General features: G+C 70.0%; 20 protein-coding genes. 6 read left to right on the forward strand and 14 right to left on the reverse strand.

From position 1 onward, the window contains the following. The first annotated feature begins 70 nt into the window (after nt 1–70). Nucleotides 71–2,185, forward strand: a complete 2,115-nt coding sequence (locus VGL30_RS02010) for an ATP-binding protein (RefSeq protein WP_331536245.1) — start codon at nt 71–73, stop codon at nt 2,183–2,185. Nucleotides 2,186–2,269: 84 nt separating this feature from the next. Further along, nucleotides 2,270–2,743 carry a nuclear transport factor 2 family protein gene (locus VGL30_RS02015; protein WP_331536247.1) on the forward strand — a complete coding sequence of 158 codons (474 nt, stop codon included), beginning with the start codon at nt 2,270–2,272 and terminating at the stop codon, nt 2,741–2,743. A gap of 75 nt (nt 2,744–2,818) precedes the next feature. Here the strand turns inward: VGL30_RS02015 and VGL30_RS02020 are convergent, their stop codons facing one another. Continuing rightward, nucleotides 2,819–3,718 (reverse strand): SMP-30/gluconolactonase/LRE family protein, encoded by a 900-nt coding sequence (locus VGL30_RS02020; protein WP_331536249.1) that lies wholly within the window; start codon nt 3,716–3,718, stop codon nt 2,819–2,821. Nucleotides 3,719–3,952: 234 nt separating this feature from the next. On the opposite strand from VGL30_RS02020, the gene VGL30_RS02025 reads away from it, so the two are divergent. Next, nucleotides 3,953–5,149, forward strand: coding sequence for an acetyl-CoA C-acetyltransferase (locus tag VGL30_RS02025; protein WP_331536251.1), 1,197 nt, complete (start codon nt 3,953–3,955; stop codon nt 5,147–5,149). 6 nt (nt 5,150–5,155) lie between these two features. On the opposite strand, the gene VGL30_RS02030 is transcribed toward VGL30_RS02025, so the two are convergent. Then, nucleotides 5,156–5,905 carry an SDR family NAD(P)-dependent oxidoreductase gene (locus VGL30_RS02030; protein ID WP_331536253.1) on the reverse strand — a complete coding sequence of 250 codons (750 nt, stop codon included), beginning with the start codon at nt 5,903–5,905 and terminating at the stop codon, nt 5,156–5,158. 87 nt (nt 5,906–5,992) lie between these two features. Continuing rightward, nucleotides 5,993–6,820: a sugar phosphate isomerase/epimerase family protein gene (locus VGL30_RS02035; protein ID WP_331536255.1), complete on the reverse strand. Its 828-nt coding sequence runs from the start codon at nt 6,818–6,820 to the stop codon at nt 5,993–5,995. Between the two features lie 95 nt (nt 6,821–6,915). Here VGL30_RS02035 and VGL30_RS02040 point away from each other — a divergent pair, with 95 nt between their 5' ends. Then, a complete protein-coding gene (locus tag VGL30_RS02040; RefSeq protein WP_331536257.1) occupies nt 6,916–8,046 on the forward strand; it encodes a S8 family serine peptidase in 1,131 nt (376 codons plus the stop codon). Nucleotides 8,047–8,066: 20 nt separating this feature from the next. Here the strand turns inward: VGL30_RS02040 and VGL30_RS02045 are convergent, their stop codons facing one another. The 4 genes from VGL30_RS02045 to VGL30_RS02060 form a co-directional block, all read right to left on the reverse strand. Continuing rightward, nucleotides 8,067–9,593 (reverse strand): SpoVR family protein, encoded by a 1,527-nt coding sequence (locus VGL30_RS02045; RefSeq protein WP_331536259.1) that lies wholly within the window; start codon nt 9,591–9,593, stop codon nt 8,067–8,069. A 17-nt stretch (nt 9,594–9,610) separates the two neighbouring features. Continuing rightward, nucleotides 9,611–10,924 (reverse strand): YeaH/YhbH family protein, encoded by a 1,314-nt coding sequence (locus VGL30_RS02050; RefSeq protein WP_331536261.1) that lies wholly within the window; start codon nt 10,922–10,924, stop codon nt 9,611–9,613. A 13-nt stretch (nt 10,925–10,937) separates the two neighbouring features. Then, nucleotides 10,938–12,884, reverse strand: a complete 1,947-nt coding sequence (locus VGL30_RS02055) for a PrkA family serine protein kinase (RefSeq protein WP_331536263.1) — start codon at nt 12,882–12,884, stop codon at nt 10,938–10,940. A gap of 777 nt (nt 12,885–13,661) precedes the next feature. Beyond that, complete coding sequence (locus tag VGL30_RS02060) at nt 13,662–14,435, reverse strand: cupin domain-containing protein (protein ID WP_331536265.1); 774 nt, start codon at nt 14,433–14,435, stop codon at nt 13,662–13,664. Between the two features lie 230 nt (nt 14,436–14,665). On the opposite strand from VGL30_RS02060, the gene VGL30_RS02065 reads away from it, so the two are divergent. Both VGL30_RS02065 and VGL30_RS02070 read left to right on the forward strand, forming a co-directional pair. Next, nucleotides 14,666–15,490 carry an alpha/beta hydrolase gene (locus VGL30_RS02065; RefSeq protein WP_331536267.1) on the forward strand — a complete coding sequence of 275 codons (825 nt, stop codon included), beginning with the start codon at nt 14,666–14,668 and terminating at the stop codon, nt 15,488–15,490. After that, entirely contained in the window at nt 15,491–16,750 is a 1,260-nt protein-coding gene (locus VGL30_RS02070; RefSeq protein WP_331536269.1) for an LLM class flavin-dependent oxidoreductase, read from the forward strand. Here the strand turns inward: VGL30_RS02070 and VGL30_RS02075 are convergent. From VGL30_RS02075 to VGL30_RS02105, 7 genes are all read right to left on the reverse strand, one after another. Next, a complete protein-coding gene (locus tag VGL30_RS02075; RefSeq protein WP_331536271.1) occupies nt 16,747–17,340 on the reverse strand; it encodes a DUF3501 family protein in 594 nt (197 codons plus the stop codon). The genes VGL30_RS02070 and VGL30_RS02075 overlap by 4 nt on opposite strands. A gap of 12 nt (nt 17,341–17,352) precedes the next feature. Further along, nucleotides 17,353–18,708, reverse strand: a complete 1,356-nt coding sequence (locus tag VGL30_RS02080) for a heterodisulfide reductase-related iron-sulfur binding cluster (RefSeq protein ID WP_331536273.1) — start codon at nt 18,706–18,708, stop codon at nt 17,353–17,355. Nucleotides 18,709–18,824: 116 nt separating this feature from the next. Beyond that, a complete protein-coding gene (locus tag VGL30_RS02085) occupies nt 18,825–19,241 on the reverse strand; it encodes a rubrerythrin family protein (protein ID WP_331536275.1) in 417 nt (138 codons plus the stop codon). Between the two features lie 144 nt (nt 19,242–19,385). Further along, the gene (locus tag VGL30_RS02090; RefSeq protein ID WP_331536277.1) at nt 19,386–20,324 is read right to left on the reverse strand and encodes an aldo/keto reductase; all 939 of its coding nucleotides are present in this window, start codon (nt 20,322–20,324) and stop codon (nt 19,386–19,388) included. Nucleotides 20,325–20,381: 57 nt separating this feature from the next. Then, entirely contained in the window at nt 20,382–20,951 is a 570-nt protein-coding gene (locus tag VGL30_RS02095; RefSeq protein WP_331536279.1) for an isochorismatase family cysteine hydrolase, read from the reverse strand. A 143-nt stretch (nt 20,952–21,094) separates the two neighbouring features. After that, the gene (cofH, locus tag VGL30_RS02100; RefSeq protein ID WP_331536281.1) at nt 21,095–23,413 is read right to left on the reverse strand and encodes a 5-amino-6-(D-ribitylamino)uracil--L-tyrosine 4-hydroxyphenyl transferase CofH; all 2,319 of its coding nucleotides are present in this window, start codon (nt 23,411–23,413) and stop codon (nt 21,095–21,097) included. Further along, nucleotides 23,410–23,794: hypothetical protein (locus tag VGL30_RS02105; protein WP_331536283.1), on the reverse strand; the 385-nt coding region annotated here is incomplete at its 5' end. The genes cofH and VGL30_RS02105, both read right to left, overlap by 4 nt.

Raw genomic sequence — 23,794 nt, forward strand, 5'->3', positions numbered from 1 at the left:
CAGACCGTGGCGTTTCGGAGCCCTTAACCGAAACGGTGGCACAGCAGACTGAACCAGGGGTAGATCAAAAATGGTTTCAGATCTGCGGACCAGTCAGCGCGACGTGCGCCGCCTCGTGATGACCGGGCGATTGGTCGTGGCGCTGGTGCTGGCCGGCAGCGTAGCCCTGCTGACCTTCGTCGCCCGCGCCGTCGACGACCTGCAGGCGCACGAGGAGCGCCATCTCGTCGAACGCACCCTGGAGCGGTTCGAGAACCGGCTGGCGCGCGATGTCACCACGGTCACGGTTTGGGACCAGGCCTACGCGCAGTTGCACCCGGGCGGTGACGTCAAATGGGCCGACGCCGAGATCGGCACCTATTTCGCCAACAACCGCAGCCACGACCGGACCATCGCCTTCGACGGCGCCGACCGGCCCTTCTACGCCTACGCCTGGAACCGCCGTGTCGCCCCCGCCGAGCTAGCGCGGTTCCAGGCGGACGTGCAGCCGCTGCTGGCGGCCATGCGCCGGGCGGAGAAGGCCCAGGTGTTGCCCGGGACCGTGCAACGGCCCACCGCCCCCGAACTGGCCGCCCAGGCGCAGGGCGTGGTCCGCTCGCAGGGAGTGTACTACTTTGCGGCCGCCTCGACGGTGACGCCCGAGGCCTGGGGCGCCCCGCGCCGGCCGGGCCGCGGGGTGGCGGTGATCTCGGCCCAGCGCATGGACCGCGACTTCCTGGCGGCGCTGAAGGGGGAGCTTCGTGTCCACGACGCGGTGGTCGCCCCCACCGTCGCCAAGGGCCGGGCGGCCCTGCCTCTCACCGACGTCGCCGGCCGGCCCATCGGCGACCTGTCCTGGCGGGTCAAGCGGCCGGGACTGGCGGTCCTGCGCAACGCCGCCCCCTTGCTGGCCCTGGGCTTCCTGGTGCTGCTCGCCGCGGCCGGGGTCCTGATCGTCCGGGTCTGGACCATCGTCCGGCGCCTCGACGCCAACGAGGCGCGCCTGTCCGACGCGGTGGACGACCTCGTCCAGGCCCGTGACGAGGCCCAGGCCGCCAGCCGTGCGAAGAGCGAGTTCCTGGCCAACATGAGCCACGAGATCCGCACGCCGCTGAACGGCGTGCTGGGCATGGCGCAGGTCATGGCGCGCCATCCGCTGGAGCCCGGCCAGGCCCAGCGCCTGGCGCTGGTGCGCGCCCAGGGCGAGCTGCTGCTGAATGTGCTCAACAGCATCCTGGACATTTCGAAGATCGAAGCCGGCAAGCTGGAGCTCGATGCCCACCCGTTCGACCTCGGCGACGCCGTCCACGCCGCCTGTGACGCCTTCGCCAGCGTGGCGGCGCAGAAGGACCTGACCTTCGAGATCGATATCGCGGCCGACGCGCTGGGGACCTGGATGGGCGACGTGACCCGCCTGCGCCAGGTGCTGGCCAACCTGGCCGCCAACGCCGTCAAGTTCACCGAGCGGGGCCGGGTCGTGGCGCGGGTGACGCGATCGGCGTCGGGACTGGCCTTCGAAGTCCAGGACACCGGCATCGGCGTGCCGGCCGAGCACCTGCCGCGGCTGTTCGAGAAGTTCTCCCAGGCCGACTCCTCCACCACCCGGCGGTTCGGCGGCGCAGGCCTCGGGCTGGCCATCTCGCGCGAGCTGGTGACGCTCATGGGCGGCGCCCTGACGGTGGAGAGCGAACCGGGGAGGGGCTCGACCTTCGCCTTCGAGCTGCCGCTCCAGCCGCACGAGCGCCTGGCCGCCGCGACCGAGGCGCCGCGGGCGGCGCGGGCGGCGGCGGATCGTCCGCTGCGGGTGCTGGCCGCGGAGGACAATCCCACCAACCAGTTGATCCTCGCCGCCCTGCTGGAGCCGCTGGGGGTGGAGCTGACCATGGTGGACAACGGCGCCCTGGCCGTTGAGGCGCGCCGCGCGCAGGACTTCGACGTCGTGCTGATGGACGCCCAGATGCCGCTGATGAACGGCCTGGAGGCGGCCGTGGCGATCCGCAAGCTGGAGGCGGAGCTCGGCCTCGCGCGCACGCCGATCATCGCCCTGACGGCCAATGTGATGACCCACCAGCTGCGCAGCTACGCCGACGCCGGCATGGACGGCTTCGTGGCCAAGCCGGTGGATGCGGCCAAGCTGTTCGACGCCATCGCGGACGCGACCGCGCCGCCTCAGGCGATCGACACAGCCTGCGCGGCTGACGGCTGACGGCGCGGCGAAAAGCCGTTGTCCGCCCAGGGCCTCTGCCGATAAGACTCGGCACAGGGACTGAACGAAGCGCCGGAGCGCATCATGACCGACCTGGAAAAGCTGCTGGCGATCGAGGAGATCAGGCAGCTCAAGGCCCGCCGGGTCCGCTGCATGGACGAGAAGGACTGGCCGGGCTACGCGGCCTGCCACACCGAGACCGCCGTTTCCTATACGTTCCAGGACAACGAGACCTTCCGCGACAGCGGCGTGGTGCAGGGGCCGGTGGTGGGCGGCGGAGCCATCGCCAGGACGCTGGCCGGCTACCTCGACGGCAAGAACAAGCGCACCACCGCCCACCAGATCCACGAGCCGGAGATCGACATCGCTTCCGACACCACGGCCAAGGGGATCTGGCCGATGGAGGACATGCTCTGGTGGGAGGAGGACGGCGTGCCGCACTGGCTGCACGGCTACGGCCACTACCGCGAGACCTACGAGAAGGTGGACGGCAGGTGGCTGATCGCCAGCCGGTCGCTCAGCCGCATCCGCACCGACACCGGCGTCGGCGGGCGCTGAGCCCCTGGCGTCCCGATTCCGAAGTTCGCAAACGCTGGTGGCGGGCTTGGACGACCTTCGGAATTGATAAGGACATCAGGGCAGGCCGTCGCCGCTGAACCCCGCGACCGCGACGGTCTCGATGCGCGCCGAGCGGTCGCGCCGGGCCTCGCGCCCGGCCAGCGCGCCGGAGGTGCAGAGGAACAGGGTCTTGCGGTCGGCCCCGCCGAAGGTGCAGGCCACCGCATGGCGGCCGGCCTCCAGCGGGATCAGGTGGGTGAGCCGGCCCCGCGCGTCGTAGCGGCAGAAGCCGGGGCCCGGCGTCAGGGGCCGCGGTCCCTCAGCGAACACCACCGCCGCCCACACCCCGCCCTGGGCGTCGAGGCACAGGCCGTCAGGGCACTGGCCGGCGGGCAGCTCGGCGAACGCGCGCAGGTTGGAGAGGCCGCCGTCGGCGGCGATGTCCAGCGCGCTCACCCGCGCGCCGCCGGACTCCGACACCACCAGCGTCCGGCCGTCCGGGGAGACGCCGATCCCGTTGGGGCCCTGCAGGCCCTCGGCGCCGACGCGCGCCCGGCCGTCGGGCTCGACGATGATGATGCGGGTGTAGCGCGGCGCGTCGGAGCCCGCGACCGGCGGCGGGCCGAGCTGGGTGACATAGGCCCGGCCGGCGGGGTCCACGATCATGTCGTTGATGCGCTCGTCGGCGTAGCGCGCGACATCGGCGTGGTCGCTGACCTCGCCGCCCGAGATCCGCACCACCTTGGCGGCGGCCATCAGCGACACCAGCAGGTCGCCGTCCGGCAGGAAGCCCAGGCCCGAGCAGGGTCCGTCGAACGACGCGACGGTCTCCACCTTTCCGGCCAGGTCGACGGTGTGCACCTCGTGGCCCTGGATGTCGGAGAAATAGAGCCGGTCGTTCCGCCAGCGCGGGGCTTCGGTCAGGCAGAAGCCCTCCGCCAGCACCTTGCGTTCGCTCGTCACGGTCTCGACCATTCTTGGCTCCTCTCCGTGTTCGTCGTTGCGGCCAGGATGGCCCGCGCGGGGCGAGGTTCCAACGGCAAGTTTCCGGCGGAACCGCGCTCGCGCCTGCGACCGCGGGGTCCTTGACCCCGCGCCACGCCCAACGCAAATGACCCTGTGCTGGCCCCTCGCCAGCCGAGCCCGCGGATCACCGCGCCCCGGACGGCGCGTTCCCGATCCCGGCAGGTCCTTGATTTGGAGCCCGAAATGAGACGCGCCGCGATCGTCAGCCCCATCCGCACCGCCGTGGGCAAGTACCTGGGCGCGCTCTCGGGCGTGACGGCCGGGGACCTGGGCGCCGTGGTGCTCAAGGCGCTGGTGGACCGCACCGGGATCGACCCGGAGAAGATCGACGACGTGGTGTTCGCCCAGGGCTACGCCAACGGCGAGGCCCCCTGCATCGCCCGCTACGCGGCGCTGGCCGCCGACCTGCCGATCACCACCCCGGGCTACCAGCTCGACCGCCGCTGCGGCTCGGGGCTGCAGGCGGTGATAGACGCGGCCATGATGGTCCAGACCGGCGCGGCCGACGTGGTAGTGGCCGGCGGCGTCGAGAGCATGAGCAACGTCGAGTACTACACCACCGACATGCGCAAGGGCGCGCGGGCCGGCTCGGTGACGATGCACGACCGCCTGGCCCGCGGGCGGGTGATGAGCCAGCCGGTCAGCCGCTTCGGGGTGATCAGCGGCATGATCGAGACCGCCGACAACCTGGCCCGCGACTATCAGATCAGCCGCGAGGCGGCCGACGAATATGCGCTGACGAGCCACCAGCGCGCCGCCGCCGCCTGGGACGCCGGCAAGTTCGACGACGAGCTGGTCCCGGTCTCCGTGCCGCAGCGCAAGGGCGACCCGATCGTCTTCGACCGCGACGAGGGCGTGCGCGGCGACGTGACCGCCGAGTCGCTGGCCAAGCTGCGGCCGATCGAGAAGGACGGCGTGGTCACCGCCGGCAACGCGAGCCAGCAGAACGACGCGGCGGCCGCCTGCCTAGTGGTGGCCGAGGACAAGCTGGCCGAACTGGACCTGGACCCCATGGGCTGGTTCGTCTCCTGGGCCGCCGCCGGCTGCGAGCCGTCGCGGATGGGCATCGGCCCGGTGCCGGCGGTGCAGCGGCTGTTCGCCCGCACCGGCCTGGGCTGGGACGACATCGACCTCGTGGAGCTGAACGAGGCCTTCGCCCCGCAGGTGCTGGCGGTGCTGAAGGGCTGGGGCTGGGACGAGCGCGACCGGCTGAACGTCAACGGCTCCGGTATCTCGCTGGGCCACCCGATCGGCGCCACCGGCGGCCGGATCCTCGCCAACCTGCTGCGCGAGCTGAAGCGCCGCGACGGCCGCTACGGCCTGGAGACCATGTGCATCGGCGGCGGCCAGGGCCTGGCCGCCATCTTCGAGCGCGCCTAAGCGCGCCTAATAGTAAGACCGCCCGCCGTCCACGGCGACGGTGCTGCCGGTGACGTAGGACGACTCGGCGCCGGTCAGGAACAGCGCCGTGGCGGCGACCTCCTCCGGCTGGCCCATGCGCGGCAGCGAGGTTCGCGCCGCCGCCACCGCCTCGGCCTTTTCCGGCGTATAGAGGCCGTGGGTGATGCCGCTGTGGATCATGCCCGGGCAGATCACGTTGGCGCGGATCTTCTCGTGGCCCAGCTCCGCCGCCAGGGCCTTGGTGAAAGCCGTGAGCCCGCCCTTGGAAGCGGCGTAGGCGCTCTGGCCGGGCGCGGGCTGCAGGGCGCCGATCGAGCTGATGTTGACGATGGTCCCGCCGCCGGCGGCCCGCAGGTGCGGCAGGGCGGCGCGACAGATCAGGTAGGGGCCGGTCAGGTTGATGTCGATGAACCGCCGCCAGGTGTCGTAGTCGGTCTCGGCCAGCGGGATGGCCTGGTAGATCCCGGCGGCGTTCACCACCCCGTCCAGGCCGCCCAGCTCCCCGGCGGCCTTCGCCACCGCCGCGGTCACCTCGTTCTCGGAGGAGACGTCGAGGGCCAGCGGCAGGGCCCCCAGCGCCGCGCTCACGGCCTTGAGGGCGTCGGCCGTGCGGTCGACAAGCGCCAGCCTCGCGCCTTCCCGGGCGAACAGTTCGGCGATGGCCCGGCCTATGCCGGAGGCCGCGCCGGTGACGAGGACGCGGCGGCCCCCCAGCCGCCCGGTGGCTTCAGCCATGACCTGGGCTCGCTCCATACCCCGACCGCCGTGGCCGGCGCCGGCCTGCGTCGAGGGCGGTCAGGATGCCCATTCCTTGCGCCGGCTTCAACAGGCGGCCCGCCAGGCCCGGACCGCGGCGGCGATGCGGGCGGCGGCGGCGTCGACGGGCAGGCTGCGCAGCTCGTCGTTGAAGACCTCGACCTCGGCGGTGAGCCCGGGGCGGTTGGCCAGCGCCGCCCGAACGATGTCGGCGAGCGGAAGCCGGCCCTCGCCCGGCAGGTCGCGACCGCTCATGGGGACGTAAGGGGTTCCCGGCGGCGGGGGCGTGCGGTCGGAGAGCTGCAGGCCGCCGATGGCGTCCGGCGGCAGGCGGCGGATGTCCCCGATGGTCCCGCCGGAGCGGGCCAGGTGCCAGACGTCGAGCATGACGGTGCAGTTGGCCTCGCCGCAGGCCCTCGCCACCGCCTGCGCGAAGGCCAGGTCCGGCAGGCCGGTGTCGGGAATGAACTCCAGCACCACCTGCAGCCCGCGCGCCCCGGCCCGGCGGCAGATCCCGCCGACGGCTTCGGCCATCTGCTGCAGGGGAACGGGGCGGCCGGCGAAGTGGGCGACGTTGACGACCGGCGCCCCCAGCGCCTCGGCGGCGCGCAGGCAGGTTTCCGCGTCCGGGTGCAGGGCGGGGTCGAGCGCCTCGGGCGGCGGCATGCCGGGCATGCCCCTGGAGATGGCGTCGATCATCGTCGCCCGCACGCCGGCGTCGGCGAGCCGCCGGCGCAGGGCCTTCTCGGTCAGGCCCTCCTCCAGCGCCGCCAGGAAGGCCGCGGGGCGCAGGGTGATGGTGGGGAACCCATGCCGGCCCGCCGCCTCGATCAGTTGCGGCAGGCTGGCGTTCTGCAGGGCGCCCCAGCACAGCCCGATCTCCAGCCCGTCCATATGGCGCTGCTCCCTCGCGGCCCGGCGCGCCGATTTCTGTTGCCAGCCGCGCCCGGCGATTTCACCTTGAGCGCAGAAAAACCGGCGAGATCCGCATGATCTCCTTCAGCGCCTCCGGCGCGGCGTCGATTGTGGCCAGGACGCTGGCGGTGTCCAGCGCGGCCCTGTGGCTTGCCGGATGCGCGACGGAGCCGCGACCGCCCAGGCCCCCGGCCTATGCGGACTGGTCGCGTCCCGCCAAGGTGCGCGCCGCCCCGCCCCGCCGGGTGCTGATCCCGCGGCCGGGCAGCGCGGAGTACCTGCGCAGCTGGGGCGTCCGCCAGGTCAATCCGGAGCCGGCGTTCCGCGCCGGCTACACCGGCCTCGGCGTGACCGTCGCGGTCATCGACACCGGCCTCGCCTGGGCCCGGCCGGAGGTGGCCAGGCAGGCGGTCGCCGCCTCCATCGACCTCAATCCGGCGCGCATCGCCGACAGCAGGTTCGCGGACCACGGCGGCGCGATCGCCGGCGCGATCTCCGCCGCGCTGGACGGCGGCGGCCTAGTGGGGGTGGCCTACGGGGCGAGCCTGCTGTCCATCCGCGCCGACATCGACGGGTCGTGCCTGGCCGAGTGCGCCTTCCGCACCGACGACCTGGCGCGGGGGATGGACTATGCGATCCGGAACGGCGCCCGGATCATCGTGCTGGCGGTGGAGGGGCAGCATCGCCTGAGCCCGCGGTTCGAGGCGGCGCTGGAGCGGGCGACCGCCGCGGGCGCGGTGGTCGTCATCGCGGCCGGCAACGAGACCGCCGCCGACCCCGCCTGGCCGGCGCGCTACGCCGCCGACCCGCGGTTCGCCCGCTCGGTGATCGCCGTGGGCGCCACGGCGCCCGACGCCACCCTGGCCGGCTGGTCCAACCGGGCCGGGACGACCCGGGCCCGCTACCTGGCGGCGCCGGGGGAGAAGCTGTTCGCCAACTGCGACGACAAGGTCTGCTACCAGGTCTCGGGCACCTCGTTCTCGGCGCCCTATGTGGCGGGTGGCCTGGCGCTGCTGATGGAGGCGCGGCCGGAGCTCGGCGCCCAGGACGCGGCGGAGCTGCTGCTGCAGGCCGCGCGGTCGCCGCGGCCGGGGGCGGCGGACGCCAAGGTCGGACGCGGCTTCCTGGACATCGGCCGGGCGTTCGAGGCGGCGCGGCGCTATCGGCCGGTGGTGGCCTCGGCGCAAGACGGGACGGGCGGCTGAGGCGCTGTCACCGGAGGTGGCTACGCCGCCGCCTCCGCCAGCGCCGCGGCGCCGAGGTCGAAGCGGTAGCGCTGTTCGTCCTGCTGGTTGAGGCCGACCAGCTCGACGTCGAAGCCCCAGAGGTCGGCGACGTAGCCCAGGACGGCGATGGCGTCGCGCTCGGCGAGCGGGACCTCGTCGTTCAGGCGGTGGGTGAGGGTCAGGCGGCGGTCGCCGGCGAGGTTGGCCCCGGTCACCTGGATGTTCGGGTCGCGCAGGCCCGGATCGTACTGGCGGGCCAGCGCGCGGCGCACGTCGCGATAGCCGCGGGCGTCGTGGATGGCGTCGACCTTGTAGTGCGGCTGGGCCGCGCGGTCGGCCAGCTTGAAGAGCCGCATCTTCCGCATCAGGCGCGGGCTCAGGTACTGGGCGATGAAGCTGTCGTCGCGGTAGTTGGCCCAGGCGTCCTTCAGCACCTTCATGACGTTGCCGGCGCCGGCGATCTCCGGCATGTGCTCGCGGTCCTCGTCGGTGGGGTCGGTGACGATGCGCTCGATGTCGCACATCATCTGGAAACCCAGCGCATAGGGGTTGACGCCCGAGTAGCGCGGGTCGTCGAAGTCCGGCTGGAACACCACCGCGGAGTGGCTGGCCAGGAACTCCAGCATGGCCCCGTCGCCGATCTGCCCGGTGTCGTACAGCCGGTTCATGATCTTGTAGTGGACGTAGGTCGCGCAGCCCTCGTTCATCACCTTGGTCTGGCGCTGCGGGAAGAAGTACTGGGCGATGTTGCGCACGATGCGCAGCAGCTCGCGCTCCCAGTCCCTCAGCTTGGGCGAGAACTTCTCGAGGAAATACAGTAGGTTCTCTTCCGGCAGGCCGAGCTTGTCGGTCTCGGGCCGGGCCACCACCAGCGCAGGCCGCTGGACGCCGGGCAGGGTGCGCCAGATGTCGCTGTAGGTTTCGTCGGCATGGGTCTGGCGGGCCTCGGCGCGCGCCCGCTCCTCGGCCAGGCTGGGCCGCGCGCGGCGGCCGTAGCGGTTGACCCCCTGGTCCATCAGGGCGTGGGCGCAGTCGAGGATCCGCTCCACGGCGGCGACGCCGTAGCGCTCCTCGCAGCGGGCGACGTAGGTCTTGGCGAAGGTCAGGTAGTCGAGGATGCCGCCGGCGTCGGTCTGCTCCTTGAACAGGTAGTTGTTCTTGAAGAAGTGATTATGGCCGAACGCCGCGTGCGCCATCACCAGCGTCTGCATCGTCATGGTGTTCTCTTCCATGATGTAGGAGATGCAGGGGTTGGAGTTGATGACGATCTCGTAGGCCAGGCCCGAATAGCCCTTGCGGTACATGGCCTCGTCGTGGGCGAAGCGCTTCCCGAACGACCAGTGGTGGTAGAAGATCGGCATGCCGATGGACGAGGTGGCGTCGAGCATCTGCTCGGAACTGATCACCTCGACCTGGTTGGGATAGGGATCGAGGCCCATCTCGTCGACGGCGATCTTCTCGATCGCGTCGTAGGTCCGCTTCAGCGTCTCGAAGTTCCAGTCGCTGGTGTCGAACAGCAGGCTCATCTCGCACCTCCGGCGCTTCAGGCGGCCTTGCGGACGCTGGCGAACAACTGGCGGAACACGGGGAACACGTCGGCCTTGGAGAACACCCGCTTCATCGCGAAATTGGCCCGGCCGGCGGCGACGCTCTCGTAGTCCTTCCACAGGTCGCTGACGTTCAGGCTGGAGAGGAAGATCTCCGCCTGCCGGGGGTCGTAGACCTCGACGTAGGCGAAGTACTGGCAGACCGGCAGGACGTCCTCCTGCAGGAGCCGCAGGCAGGCCTGGCTGTCGCTCGAGTAGTTGTCACCATCGGAGGCCTGGGCGGCGTAGATGTTCCAGGCGTCGGACGGATAGCGCTGCTCGACGATGCGCCTCATCTCGGCCAGCGCGGTGGAGACCACGGTGCCGCCGGTCTCGCGGCTGTTGAAGAAGGTCTCCTCGTCGACCTCGCTGGCCTCGGAGGTGTGGCGGATGAACACCAGGTCCACATGCTCGTACTTGCGGTTCAGGAAGATGTGCAGCAGCAGGAAGAAGCGCTTGGCCAGCTCCTTCATGTCCTCGGTCATCGAGCCGGAGACGTCCATCAGGCAGAACATCACCGCCTTGGCGCTGGGCTGGGGGATCCGCTCGAAGCGGTTGAAGCGCAGGTCGACCGGGTCGATGTAGGCGATGCGGCGGGCGCGGGCGTCCAGCTCCTTGAACCTGGCGACCAGGGCTTCGAGGGCCTCGTCGTCCTCGGGCGTGCGCGGCGACTTGGCCCGCAAGGCGGCGATCTCGGCCTCCGCAGCCGCCCTCTCCACGGTGTTGGGCCGCCCCAGCGAGATGCGCCTGGCCAGGCTCTTGCGCATGGTGCGCGCCAGGTTGAGGTTCGAGGGCGAGCCGCTGGTCGAGTGGCCGGCGCGGAAGTTGCGCCAGGTGGAGGCGTCCTTCAGCTGGGTCTTGGCGAGGTCCGGCAGCTCCAGCTCGTCGAACAGGATGTCGAGGTACTCCTCGGCGGTGAGGGTGAAGCGGAAGTCGTCCTCGCCCTCGCCCTCGGGGGCGCCCCTGGAGCCCTTGTCGCCCGCGCCGGCCTTGGGCTTGGGCAGCAGGTCCCCGGCCACGAACTCCTTGTTGCCGGGGAACACCTGGTCGCGGTCGCCGCCCTGGGCCGCATGGCGCAGCCTGGGCTCGGCGATCCGCTTCATCGGGATGGTGACCACCTGCTTCTGGCCCACTTCGCCCAGGCCCCGCTCGCGGATCGAGCGGACCACCGATTCCTTGATGGTCTCCTTGGCGAGGCGGATGAACCGCTGCCGGTTCGGCAGGCTCTTGCCGTTGGGGTTCAGCCTCCGGTCGATGACGTTCATCACCATGGACTCTGGGCCCTCATCCGGCCTTGTCGACGCGCATGTACCATTCCACCAGCCGGCGGGTCTGGCGGGGCGTGTAGCCGCGGCTGACCATGCGCTCGACGAAGTCGTTGTGCTTCTTCTCGGTGTCCTTATCGCCCTTGGTGGCGAAGCTGATCACCGGCAGCAGGTCCTCGACCTGGCTGAACATCCGCTTCTCGATCACCTCGCGGATCTTCTCGTAGGAGGTCCAGGAGGGGTTCTTGCCGCCGTGCTGCGCCCGGGAGCGCAGCGCGAACTTCACCACCTCGTTGCGGAAGTCCTTGGGGTTGGCGATGCCGGCCGGCTTCTCGATCTTGGAAAGCTCCTGGTCGAGCATCTTGCGGTCGAACAGCTCGCCGGTGTCGGCGTCCTTGAAGTCCTGGTCCTCGACCCAGGCGTCGGCATAGGCCACGTAGCGGTCGAACAGGTTCTGGCCGTAGTCGCCGTAGCTCTCGAGGTAGGCCTTCTGGATCTCGTTGCCGATGAACTCGGCGTAGCGCGGGGCCAGGTCGCCCTTTATGAATTCGATGTACTGCTTCTCGACGGCCTCCGGATACTGCGCCCGGCGGACAGAGCGTTCGATCACGTACATCAGGTGCACCGGGTCGGCGGCCACCTCGTGGTTGTCGAAGTTGAAGGTCTCGGCGAGGATCTTAAACGCCGAGCGGGTCGAGACGCCGTTCATGCCCTCGTCGACACCGGCCATGTCGCGGTACTCCTGCATGGACTTGGCCTTGGGGTCCACGTCCTTCAGGTTCTCGCCGTTGTAGACCCGCATCTTGGAGAACAGGTTGGAGTTCTCGTGCTCCTTCAGGCGCGAGAGCACGCAGAACTGCGAGAGCATGTCGAGGGTGCTGGGCGCGCAGGGAGACTCGGCCAGGTCCGAGGACTGCAGCAGCTTGTTGTAGATGGCGGCCTCTTCGTTGGTCCGCAGGCAGTAGGGGACGTTGACCACGCAGATGCGGTCGATCATCGCCTCGTTGTTCTTGTTGTTGCGGAAGCTCTGCCATTCCGCCTCGTTGGAGTGGGCCAGCACCACGCCCTGGAAGGGGATGGCGCCGATGCTCTCGGTGCCGACGTAGTTGCCCTCCTGGGTGGCGGTCAGCAGCGGGTGCAGCATCTTGATCGGCGCCTTGAACATCTCCACGAACTCCAGGAGCCCCTGGGACGTGAGGTTCAGGCCGCCGGTGAAGGAATAGGCGTCCGGGTCGCTCTGGCTGTAGAACTCGAGCTTGCGGATATCGACCTTGCCGACGAGGGAGGAGATGTCCTGGTTGTTGTCATCGCCGGGCTCGGTCTTGGCGACGCAGATCTGGTTCAGCTTCGACGGCATCAACCGCACGACGGTGAACTTGGAGATGTCGCCCTCGAACTCGTTGAGGCGCTTCACCGCCCAGGGCGACATCAGGCCGGTCAGGTAGCGGGGGTTGATGCCGTAGCGGTCGCCCAGCAGCGGGCCGATCCGTTCCGGGTCGAAGAGGCCGAGCGGGCTCTCGAACACCGGGCTGACCTGGTCGCCGGCCTTGAGCACATAGATCGGCAGGGTCTCCATCAGCGCCTTCAGCCGCTCGGCCAGCGAGGACTTGCCGCCACCCACCGGGCCCAGCAGGTAGAGGATCTGCTTGCGCTCCTCGAGGCCCTGGGCCGCGTGCTTGAAGAAGCCGACGATGCGCTCGATCGTCTCCTCCATCCCGAAGAAGTCGGAGAAGGTCGGGTAGCGCTTGATGGTGCGGTTCATGAAGATCCGCCCGAGCCGCGCATCGGCCGAGGTGTCGATCACCTCCGGCTCGCCGATGGCGGCGATCATCCGTTCGGCGGCGTTGGCGAAGGTGGTGGGCGTGTCGCGACAGAGGTTCAGGTAGTCGCGGAGCGAGAGCTCGGTCTGCTTGCGGCTCTCGAAGTAGCTGGTGCAGAGATCAAAGACGTCGGGCTGTTGGGTCATTCCATTCCTTCGATCTGCCGGCTTGGCGTAGAGAAGTGGATGACGGCCCGCGCCCGTTGAGGCCACGGACCGCCGGCTATTCGTTTCGTTTGGCAATCTTCAGTGAAAGCATCTGGGCGCGTGCGACCTTGTATTTGGTGATCCGAGCATATATTAGCGGAGTTTTCCGCAAACACGTCTCAACCGTTAAGAGAACACACAGTCTCAGGGCTCGCGTCGTCGCCTACATTTAACAAGTATCCGTGTTTTCTTGTGGCTTTGACCATCTGTCAACACGAGGCAACGACGCGTTTTTGTTACTTTAAGCATGTGCATGGAATTTGATTCGCGGCAATTATCAGCAAGCTGCCGGAAGGCCCCCGCGTCGCTTTGGCGCAATCTTGAGCAGGCTGTCGCGTTCAAATTGTGCACCGCAACATTCTTGGTCACGAGCGCCGAAATCACCCTGCTGGGCGCATTTGCCGCGACTTCATCCGGGGCTCCGGCGGCCTTCGGCCGGGGAATCAGAAGCGGGAAACGCTCCTGCGGATGACTTCGGCTAGACTCGATAGTGGCAACGCACGGAGGCCCTATGAGTTTCGCGGCGCGGCCTGTTCGGACTTCGATGTGGACGCCCGCCCAGGCCATGGGGCGCGCCGCCGGCGGGGCGGCTCTCCGCGCCCGGCGCTACAAGCTTCTCCGCCCGCGCGGTTGCGCCATCGTTTGTCGTGAAGAACGCCTCGCCGAACTGGATCGCAGCAGAGATTCGGCGGTGGGACTTCGGCCGGCGGCGCTAGCCTAGGCGTCGGCGGATGACACCAGCCGCTGCAGGGCGCGCGCATCGACCAATTCCCCGGCCCCGTCCGCGGCTTCGGCATAGAGCACCGGCCCATAGAGGTTGGCCAGGAAGATCGTGTCGGCCGTAAAGCGGACGGCCTCCTGGTGGGCGCCGGCCGGCTCCCAGACCAGGTCGCCCGGTCCGGCGCAGCCTTCGCGCCAGGGCATCTCGCCCTCCAGCACATACATCTCGGCCGGTCCCAGATAGGTGCGCGCCGGCAATAGCGATCCGGCGTTCACGCGCACCATCAGGTGCATGTAGCCGGTTTCCGGGCCGATCCGCAGCACCCGGATCTGCGCCCCACGGCCATCGTCGATCCAGGGCAGCTCCGAGGTGCGGACCAGCGCGGCGCCGACGGGGTCGCCATATCCGGGCGGCCGGCCCTTGTCGTCATGCAGGCCGATCGGCCCCAACATGCCGCCGATGTAGAGGGTGTCTTCGGCGTGCCAGGTGGCTTCGTGCACGGCTCCCACCGGCTCCCACACCCAGTCGCCGGCCCGGGCCTCGCCACCGCGGAACGAGGCGCCGCCCTCCAGCACGTAGAACCAGGCCGCGCCCTCATGGGTGTGCGGCGCGTTGACCTGGCCGGGATAGCCGCGCAGCAGCATCGACCTCCACCCGGTCTCGGGGCTGGCGTGGAGCCGCTTGATGTCGCCCTGGGCGGCCGGGGTCCAGGGAACGTCGTCGCCGTGGACCAGCATCCCGGCGGGCTCGGCGGTAGCAAGCGGAATCATGGTCATTCTCCGAGGGTCGGCGACGGCGGCCCAAATCTACTTCCGGCTTTTGCGAGTGTACAGCGCGGCGGGACCTCGGACTCGTCCGGCATAGGGTGCGGATCGACGCCGGCGCCGTTCATGGTTTCCATTCCCGATCCCGATGACTTAAGCGTTGTGGAGTCCGGGCGCTCGTCAAGCTCGTGGACGTCAAGGGCGAAGCAACGCCCATATGGATAGGGAGGGCGATGATGAGCCCAAGCGAGCAGCTTGCGGAGACCACGGTCAAGCTCGGCGGCGTCGAGATGAACGTCGCCCAGGGCGGCCGGGGCTCTCCGGTCCTCGTGCTGCACCGCGACACCGGCCGCCACGGCTGGACGGCCTTCCACCAGGCGCTGGCCAGGCGCCGGCGGGTGGTGGCGCCCTCCTTGCCGGGCTACGACCTTTCCGCCCCGGTCCCGTGGGCGCGGTCGGTCCACGACCTGGCGGCCTTCGCCGGACGGCTGATCGACGAGCTGGAGCTGGACGGCTGCGCCGTGGTCGGCCTGGGCTTCGGCGGCTGGATCGCCGCGGAGGTGGCGCTGGCGCGCGGCGGCCGCCTCTCGGCCCTCGTCCTGCAATCACCGATGGGCGTCAGGCCGGAGGCGGGGGAGTACGCCGACCAGTTCCTGATCTCGGGCGAGCACTACGTGCGGCTGGGCTACGGCCGGCCGGAGGCGTTCGCCGCCGACTTCGGCGAGACGGTGGACCCCGGCGTGCTGCGGCAGTGGGACCATAACCGCGAGACCACCTGCCGCGTCGCCTGGAAGCCCTACCTGTTCAACGTGACGGCGGCGCACCTGCTGCCGTTGATCGCGACGCCGACCCTGGTGGTTCAGTGCGGCCGCGACACGATCGTGCCGCCCGCCGTGGCCGAGCAGTACGCGCGCCTCATCCCCGGCGCCCGGCTGGAACGGCTGGACCAGGCGGCGCACCGCGTGGACCAGGAGGACCCGGAGACCTTCGCCGCGCTCGTCGACCAGTTCATCGCCCGCCGGTCGCACGGCGCGGCTGACGCCCTGCAGGGAGCCCGTTAGATGCTGATCGGCTATTTCACCGAACAACCCTATGCCGGCTTCTCGGGCGAGGAGGCGTTGCGCGTCCAGCCGGACGACCATCCGTTCCGCCGTCCGGGCGACACCGTCCTGCTGTTCTCCAACAAGTTCTTCGACCCCGTGGTGGGGGCGCGCCTCTACGCCGAGCGGATCCGGGAGGGACAGCTGGCCGAGGAGGTCGGCTTCGACGCCCTGATGACCAACGAGCACCACAACGGCGCCTTCTGCATGCAGCCCCGGTGCAACATCGCCTCCACGGCCCTGGCGGTGGCCACCAAGACCATCAAGATCATGCAGCTCGGCAATCCGCTGCCGCTGTGGGACAATCCCGTGCAACTGGCCGAAGAGATCGGCATGCTGGACATGATCTCGCAGGGCCGGCTGATCTCCGGGATCGTGCGGGGCGGCGGCGCCGAGCAGCTGGCCAACGACGTCAACCCGGTGCGCAACCGCGCTCGCTTCGTCGAAGCGCACGACCTGCTGATCAAGACCTGGACGACGCCGGGGCCGTTCCGCTGGGACGGCGAGGAATACCAGATCCGGGTGGTGAACCCCTGGGCGCTGCCGCTGCAGAAGCCGCACCCGCGGATCTTCGTGCCCGGCGTGGCCAGCCTTGAGACGGTGATCTTCGCCGCCCAGCAGGGCTACCCGTACGTCTGCCTCGGCACCTCGGTCGACGACACCCTGGCGATCAAGGGGCTCTACGCCGAGGAGGCCGCCCGCCAGGGCTACGAGGCGGGCACGGAGCACCTGGGCTACGTCATGCGCTGCCACGTGGCCGACACCGAGGAGCAGGCGCTGGCGGGCGCCCGGGAGTTCCAGTGGATGCAGGGCGAGTTCACCGGCGTGGGCCACCCGGTGTGGACCGCGCCCACCGGCTACTCGAGCTGGGAGGCGCGCCAGAAGCGCAACGCCATGCACGCGCGGGCCAGCCGGCCACTGGAGGAGGTCATCGAAAGCGGCTCGATCCTCTGCGGCACGCCGAAGACGGTGATCCCGCGCATCCGCCGGTTCCTGGAGCGCACGCGGCCCGGCAGCCTGGTGCTGTGGGGCAACGACGGCAAGGTCGACCACAGGAATTCGATGCGCTGCATCGAGCTCCTGGGCCAGGAGGTGTTGCCGGCGGTGCGCGAGCTGGGCCGGGAGCTGGGCCTCTCCAGCCCGTTCGACCTGGACGCGCCGGTCAGCCTGCGCCAGCGGCGGGAGCTCGAGGGCCTGGCCGCGGCGGCGCCCCAGCTCTAGGCGAAGTCGCGGCTGAGTTCGGCGCGGGTGACGGGACCCAGGACCGCCATGTGCGCATAGGATTCGTGGTCGCAGCCCAGGACCACCTGCACGGTCGGGTCGCGGAACTGGGCGATCTGCTGCGGGGTCAGCGCGAAGCGCAGGAAGTGGACCGAGGAGGTCTTGCCGTCTTCGCGCGTGCGTTCCTGGTCGCCCTCCGGTTGGCCGCGGGCGCGGTCGCCGCCCACCCCCAGGAAGAAGCGGTCCTCGACGCCCCCCAGGCGGGCGAGCGTCGCGGCGCGGCGGACCGGATCGTCGATCTCGAACATCACCGTGGCCACCAGCTCCGACCCCTGCGGGATCAGCGGGTTGTAGGCGGTGAGCTCGTCGTCGATCTGCGCCTCGCCGCCGCGCTCGACCAGCAGCATCTCCTGGATCTGGAAGAGCATGGTGTCGAAGGTCTCGAAATAGACGGTGCAGACGGGGCCGAGGTGGATGCGGCGCAGGCGCTTCATGGGCAGCAGGGCCTGGCGCCGCTCGCGGCGGACCTTGGAGAACTCCGCGTCCGGCAGCAGGTCCTCGCGGATGATCTGGCGTTGGCTGGTGGGCATGACGGCTTCTCCCTAGAGCCCGTAGGCCTGGGCCATGATCTGGATCGGGTGGGCCTGGCGCGGCCCTTCGCCGCCGGTCTCGGCGCTGAGCATCTGCCCGAGGTGCTTGCAGGCCAGCGGGCAGTCCGAGCAGAGGGTCGCGTCCTCTTTCTGCGCCACCTGGCGGGCGGCGGCCTTGCCGACCTTCAGGGCGATGGGGTGGGTGTCCTTCATCACCCCGAAGGTGCCGCCGTGGCCCGAGCAGCGCTCGATCAGGTCGACCTTGGTGTCGGGGATCATCCGCAGCATCTCGGCGGACTTGGCGCCCATGTTCTGGGCCCGGGCATGGCAGGCGTGGTGCACGGCGACGCCGCCGGCCACCGGCTGCAGGCCCGGCGCGAGGCCGGTGTCGCGGGCGATGTCGACCACATATTCGCTGATGTCGCGCACGGCGGCGGAGAGGCGCTTCACCGCCTCGTTCTCCGGCAGCAGCAGCGGCCACTCGAACTTCATCATCAGGCCGCAGCTGGCGGTGAGCGCCACCACGTCGTAGCCCTGGTCGATCCAGGGGGCGAAGGTCTTGGCCACCCGTTCGGCCCGGTGGGCGACGTCGGCGAGGTCGCCGGCCTCGAGCTGGGGCATGCCGCAGCATTCGGGATACACCAGCTCGGCCTCGACCCCCTGCCTGGCCAGCACCTTGGCGGCGGCGACCGCGGTGTCGGGGGTGTTGTAGTCCACGAAGCAGGTCGCATAGAGCGCGGCCTTGCGCCGGCCGAAGGCGGGGCCGGCGGGATCGGGCGGAATGGGCCGGGCCAGGCGGTCGGTAGCGGTCTTGGAATGGTACTTGGGCAGCTCGACCTCGGCGTCGATCTTGGCGATCGCCTCCAGCAGCTTGCGAAGGGGGGTGTTCTCGCGCGCCGTCGCCCAGTTGGCGAGGCCGGCCACGGGCTTGGCCAGCTTGCCGTTGCGGTCCGTCTCGCCCAGCTGCTCGCGGATGAACTGGCCGCCATTGGCTTTCCGCTTGGCGGCCCGGTAGCGCAGGATGATGTGCGGGATGTCCACGTCCAGCGGGTGCGGCGGCACGTAGGGGCACTTGGTCATGAAGCACATGTCGCAGAGCGTGCAGGCCTCATCGACCTTGGCGTATTGCGCCTTGTTGACGCTGTCGAGCTCGCCGGTAGGCGACTCATCGATCATCTCGAACAGCCTGGGGAAGCTGTCGCACAGGTTGAAGCAGCGGCGGCAGGTGTGGCAGACGTCGAACATCCGCTCCATCTCGGCCTCGACCGCCGCAAGGTCATAATAGGCCTCGTCGCGCCAGGCGATGGGGTGGCGGAGCGGAGCGTCGAGGCCGCCCTCGCGGGCCGCCTCCTGGGGATTGTCGGCCACGGACCAACCTCTCGCGTTTCAAGACGGCGCGCCCAGATGCGATGCGCCCGGCGCGCCTTTGCCGAAGACCGGAACAGCCGGCCGGCGGGGACCCCCGCCGGCCGGGCCTTCAAGGATCAGTCGAGGGTGTCGAGGGCGCGCTGGAAGCGGCCGGCGTGGGACTTCTCGGCCTTGGCCAGGGTCTCGAACCAGTCCGAGATCTCCTCGAAGCCCTCTTCGCGCGCGGTCCGCGCCATGCCCGGGTACATGTCGGTGTACTCGTGGGTCTCGCCGGCGATGGAGGCCTTCAGGTTGTTGGAGGTGCCGCCGATCGGCAGGCCGGTGGCCGGGTCGCCGACTTCCTCCAGGAATTCCAGGTGGCCGTGGGCGTGGCCGGTCTCGCCTTCGGCGGTGGAGCGGAACACGGCGGCCACGTCGTTGTAGCCCTCCACGTCGGCCTTCTGCGCGAAGTACAGGTAGCGGCGGTTCGCCTGGCTCTCGCCGGCGAAGGCGTCCTTCAGGTTTTGCAGGGTCTTGCTGGCAGCCAGGCTCATGATGTTCTCCGTTGAAGTTGGCGCGAGCCGGGGCCGTCGCGCCGACGGCGCCCTTCGCGACGCCGGGGACTATGGACCGCCGGACCTCAATCGACCCAATCGATTTATTCGATTTCAGGAATAGGGCGGGTCTATCGCGCCGCCCTATGCCGCAACGCGGTCGATCTCAAGAATATCCGCGTCGGACATCGCCCATTGCGTCGCCGCAATGTTCTGGCGCAGCTGCCCGGTGGTCGTGGCGCCGGCTATGATGCTCGCGACCGTGGGGCGATGAGCCAGCCAGCTCAGCGCCAGCTCCGTCATGCTGCGCCCGGCGCCGGTGCAGAACACGGAGAGCGCCTCCACCTTCCGCCAGTTTTCGTCGGAAAGCTGGTAGTTGGCGAACCAGGCCTGTTCCGTCAGCCGCGCGCCATCGGGCATGGAGTCCCTTCGGTATTTCCCTGTCAGCAGGCCGCTGGCCAACGGAAAGTACGGAATCAGGCCGAGGCCATGTGACGCCAGGGCGGGAACCAGTTCCTGCTCCACCGCCCGCGCGAGCAGATTATACTCGCTTTGACAGACGATGAACCCGTTCAGGCCTGCGACCTTAGCCGTCCAACTGGCGTCCATGACCTGCCAGCCGGCGAAGTTGGAGCATCCGATGTATCGGACCTTTCCCTGCTTCACCAGGTCGTCCAGGGCGCGCAGGCTTTCATCGATCGGCGTGGCGGGATCCGGGTCGTGCATATAGTATAGATCGATATAGTCGGTGCGAAGCCGGCGAAGGCTTTCTTCCACCGCCGTCATGATGGTTCGCCGCGACCCGCCCTTGAGGCGGCCCGACTCGTCCAACGCCTTGCCGCACTTTGTCGCGATGACCACGTCATGCCGGCGGGACGCCAGCAGTTGGCCGAGAACTTCCTCCGAGGCGCCTTTCGGCGCGCCATAGGTGTTCGACGTGTCGATGAAATTGACGCCCAGGTCCAGCGCCGTATCGACGATGGCGCGCGAGGCTTCGAGATCCAGCACGCCCCCGAAGTTGTTGCCGCCCAGACCGATCAGGGAAACCCGCAGACCGGATTTTCCGATATTTCGCTGCTCCATTTTTTCTTTTCCGGTTGCTTGGAATAGTGTTGTCGACGCGAGTATGCGGCGGTGATGTCAGCCCGTCAGGGCTTGAATCATCTCGGAGGAGGTGGTGACGAGAGCCTGGCGGGGGAAAACCTTGTCCAGAAGACAGGCATGGACCTCACGGTCCCTGTCCGAACAGCAGTCGCGCAGGACAAGCATGCGATAGTCGCTGTCCGCCGCATGGCGCAGCGTCGAAAGCACGACGCCGCTGGTGGAGACGCCGGACAGCACCAGGGTGTCGATGTCGTTGGAGCGGAGGATCATGTCGAGGTCGGTGCCCGTGAACGCCCCGACGCGATGTTTGGTGACGATGATGTCGTCCGGCGCGGGCGCGACCTGGGGATGGACGTCGGAATTGATGAAGCCCGAGGCCCTGGTGGCGCTGAACCCCTTGTTGCGCGGACTGATTTCCGGGAAGCCGGGGCGGAAGCCCGCCACGACGTAGATCACCCGCAGGCCGCTCCCGCGAGCGGCCGCGATCGTCCCGGCGGCCGCGGCGAGCAGCGCCTCCTGCCCGTCGGCGTAGTTGTCCAGGACCCGGGTCTGCAGGTCCATCACCAACAAGGCGCTGCGCGCGGCGTCCAACGCCAGTTCGGACATGACCGGTCTCCCACTTTGAGCTGCCGCATCCTGCCGATGCGCCTATTCCGCTTGGCGGGGCGGACGCCCGGCTGTCCTCGATGCTGTGCGGAATCCCGCCTGCGGGGCCAAGTCCGTGATCGTCGCACGGATGCAGGCCTGCGTCAGTCCGCCAGTTCCAGTTCCTTGTAGAGGGTGGTGCGCTGCTTCAGGGTCCGGCCGGCGGCGGCGGCGGCGTGTTGCAGTCCGGCGACGCTCATCTCCTGGCCATGGGCGGCGCCGGCGGCGCGGCTGATCGACTCGTTCATCAGCACCCCGCCCAGGTCGTTGACCCCGGCGGCGAGGCAGGCGGCGGCGCCCTCGACGCCGAGCTTCACCCAGGAGGCCTGGATGGAGCCGACGGCGCCGTGCAGCGCCAGCCGCGAGACCGCGTGCATCAGCACCGCCTCGCGCCAGGTCGGGCCTTTGCGCGCCTGGCCCTTGACGTAGACCGGCGACTGCATGTGCACGAAGGGCAGGGGCACGAACTCGGTGAAGCCGCCGGTGTCGAGCTGCAGGCGGCGGATGGCCTGGATGTGGCGCGCCCAGTGCCGGGGCGCCTCCAGGTGGCCGAACATGATGGTGGCGGTGGTGGGCAGGCCCACCTCGTGGGCGGTGCGCACCACGTTCAGCCACTCGGCGGTGTCGACCTTGTCCGGGCAGATCAGGTCGCGGATCTCGTCGTCGAGGATCTCGGCGGCGGTGCCGGGCAGCGAGCCCAGGCCCTGGTCCTTCAGCCGCTGCAGGAAGTCCTTCAGCGGGATGCCGAGGGTGGCGGCGCCTTGCGAAACCTCCAGGGGCGAGAAGGCGTGGACGTGCATGGCCGGCTGGGCGGCCTTCACCGCGGCCAGGATGTCGAGATAGGTCTGGCCGGTGTAGCGGGGGTGGATGCCGCCCTGCAGGCAGACCTCGGTGGCGCCCTTGGCCCAGGCCTCGCGGGTGCGCTGGGCGACCTCTTCCAGCGGCAGGTCATAGGGCTTGTCGCGGGTCCCCGCCTTGGTGGAGGTCTTGGAGAAGGCGCAGAAGCTGCAGCTGAAGGTGCAGATGTTGGTGTAGTTGATGTTGCGGTTGACGACGTAGGTCACCGTGTCGCCGTTCACCGAGCGGCGCAGCTCGTCGGCGGCCAGCACCACGGCCTGCGCCGCCGCGCCGCGGGCCGAGAACAGCGCCTCGATCCCCTCGACGCCCAGCTCCTGGCCGGAGAGCGCCTTGCCCAGCGCGCGCTCCAGTCCGTGGCTGGCCAGGATCGCCGGCGCAACCACGCCCAGCGGGCTTTCCGGCGTGCCCGGCGCGGCGCCGGCCTGGCCGGGGCTCCAGCCGCCTTCGCGGCCCAGGCCGTGGCTGTCGGAAAGGCGCAGCACCGCGCGGCGCAGCTTGGGGTCCAGCCAGCGCCCGGGGTCGTTGGCGAAGGCCGGATAGATCGTCAGCCGCTCGGTCAGGGTGCGGCCGGCGGCGGCGCATTCCGCGGCCAGGGCCTCGATCTCCGGCCAGGGGGCCTCGGGGTTCACATGGTCGATGGTGACCGGCGAGATGCCGCCCCAGTCGTCGAGCCCGGCGGCGATCATCGCCGCCGTGCGGCCCGGGTTGAGGTTGGGCGGCGCCTGGACACCCACGCTCTCGCCCATGATCAGGCGGGCGGCGGCCAGGGTCCAGATCAGCTCGTCCTCCGGCGGCTCGGGGGCCTGGGCCATGCGGGTGTCGGGCTTGGCGCGGAAGTTCTGGACGATGACTTCCTGGATGTGGCCGTAGCGCCGGTGCAGGTCGCGGATGGCGAACAGGCTCTCCAGCCGCTCCTCGCGCGTTTCGCCGATGCCGATCAGCACGCCGGTGGTGAACGGGATCCGGGCCTCGCCCGCCGCCGCGATGGAGGCCAGGCGCACGGCGGGGGCCTTGTCCGGCGATCCGTGGTGCGGGCCGCCCGGGCCGCAGAGCCGCTCCGAGGCGCTCTCCAGCATCAGCCCCATGGAGGCCGCCACCGGGCGCAGGCGGGCGTAGTCCTCCGGCGTCAGCACGCCGGCGTTGATATGCGGCAGCAGGCCGGTCTCTTCCAGCACCCGGCCGGCGACGTGCTCGAGGTAGTCGACAGTGCTGGCGAAGCCCAGCGCCTGCAGGCCTTCGCGGGCGGCGGCGTAGCGCAGCTCCGGCTTGTCGCCCAGGGTGAACAGCGCCTCCTTGCAGCCGGTCGCCGCGCCGGCGCGGGCGATCTCCAGCACCTCGTCGGGCGACAGGTAGGCCGCCTTCAGCCGCCGCGGGGCCTTGGCGAAGGTGCAGTAGTGGCAGACGTCCCGGCAGAGCTGGGTGAGCGGGATGAACACCTTGCGGGAATAGGTCAGCAGGCGGCCCGGATTGGCGTCGCGCTCGGCGCGCGCGGCGGCCGCAAGCACGCCCGTCGGCGCGGACAGCAGCCAGCCCGTCAGGCGCTGGTCGGCAAGGTCAGGGGTCATGCGGCGGTTCCAGTGGGGATTGCGAGGCGCGACATCAATCGGGCGGCGGCCCCGTCCGGGCGGCGGGCCTGCCAGGCGCGCAGGTCGGCGGGGCTGTCGAGGTCATGGGCGAGGCTTGCGGCCTCGGCGATCAGCGGCTCCAGCCCGGCGGGGCGGGCCAGCGCCAAGTGGCGCTCGAAGCTCTGCGGGCCATAGGCCAGGGTCAGATCGACGCCGGCCTCAAAGGCCAGCGCTCCGGTGCCGCCGTCCTGGGCGGCGTGGACCATGACGATACGGCCGGGCGCGTGGCGGGCGACGACGGCGTCAAGGTCGCCGGGCTCCAGGCCCGGCAGGTCGCCGGGCAGCAGGACGACGCAGGCCCTGGGATCCCGCGCGGCCACG

The sequence above is a fragment of the Phenylobacterium sp. genome (assembly GCF_036502675.1).
Taxonomy (GTDB): domain Bacteria; phylum Pseudomonadota; class Alphaproteobacteria; order Caulobacterales; family Caulobacteraceae; genus Phenylobacterium.

Excerpts from the sequence above, each read along its gene's own strand:
- cofH (WP_331536281.1), bottom strand. The coding sequence starts at position 23,413 with ATGACCCCTGACCTTGCCGACCAGCGCCTGACGGGCTGGCTGCTGTCC.
- VGL30_RS02050 (WP_331536261.1), bottom strand. The coding sequence starts at position 10,924 with ATGGTGATGAACGTCATCGACCGGAGGCTGAACCCCAACGGCAAGAGC.
- VGL30_RS02040 (WP_331536257.1), top strand. The coding sequence starts at position 6,916 with ATGATCTCCTTCAGCGCCTCCGGCGCGGCGTCGATTGTGGCCAGGACG.
- VGL30_RS02075 (WP_331536271.1), bottom strand. The coding sequence starts at position 17,340 with ATGCCCACCAGCCAACGCCAGATCATCCGCGAGGACCTGCTGCCGGAC.
- VGL30_RS02090 (WP_331536277.1), bottom strand. The coding sequence starts at position 20,324 with ATGGAGCAGCGAAATATCGGAAAATCCGGTCTGCGGGTTTCCCTGATC.
- VGL30_RS02095 (WP_331536279.1), bottom strand. The coding sequence starts at position 20,951 with ATGTCCGAACTGGCGTTGGACGCCGCGCGCAGCGCCTTGTTGGTGATG.
- VGL30_RS02045 (WP_331536259.1), bottom strand. The coding sequence starts at position 9,593 with ATGAGCCTGCTGTTCGACACCAGCGACTGGAACTTCGAGACGCTGAAG.
- VGL30_RS02035 (WP_331536255.1), bottom strand. The coding sequence starts at position 6,820 with ATGGACGGGCTGGAGATCGGGCTGTGCTGGGGCGCCCTGCAGAACGCC.
- VGL30_RS02055 (WP_331536263.1), bottom strand. The coding sequence starts at position 12,884 with ATGACCCAACAGCCCGACGTCTTTGATCTCTGCACCAGCTACTTCGAG.
- VGL30_RS02065 (WP_331536267.1), top strand. The coding sequence starts at position 14,666 with ATGAGCCCAAGCGAGCAGCTTGCGGAGACCACGGTCAAGCTCGGCGGC.
- VGL30_RS02060 (WP_331536265.1), bottom strand. The coding sequence starts at position 14,435 with ATGATTCCGCTTGCTACCGCCGAGCCCGCCGGGATGCTGGTCCACGGC.
- VGL30_RS02030 (WP_331536253.1), bottom strand. The coding sequence starts at position 5,905 with ATGGCTGAAGCCACCGGGCGGCTGGGGGGCCGCCGCGTCCTCGTCACC.
- VGL30_RS02015 (WP_331536247.1), top strand. The coding sequence starts at position 2,270 with ATGACCGACCTGGAAAAGCTGCTGGCGATCGAGGAGATCAGGCAGCTC.
- VGL30_RS02010 (WP_331536245.1), top strand. The coding sequence starts at position 71 with ATGGTTTCAGATCTGCGGACCAGTCAGCGCGACGTGCGCCGCCTCGTG.
- VGL30_RS02085 (WP_331536275.1), bottom strand. The coding sequence starts at position 19,241 with ATGAGCCTGGCTGCCAGCAAGACCCTGCAAAACCTGAAGGACGCCTTC.
- VGL30_RS02020 (WP_331536249.1), bottom strand. The coding sequence starts at position 3,718 with ATGGTCGAGACCGTGACGAGCGAACGCAAGGTGCTGGCGGAGGGCTTC.
- VGL30_RS02070 (WP_331536269.1), top strand. The coding sequence starts at position 15,491 with ATGCTGATCGGCTATTTCACCGAACAACCCTATGCCGGCTTCTCGGGC.
- VGL30_RS02025 (WP_331536251.1), top strand. The coding sequence starts at position 3,953 with ATGAGACGCGCCGCGATCGTCAGCCCCATCCGCACCGCCGTGGGCAAG.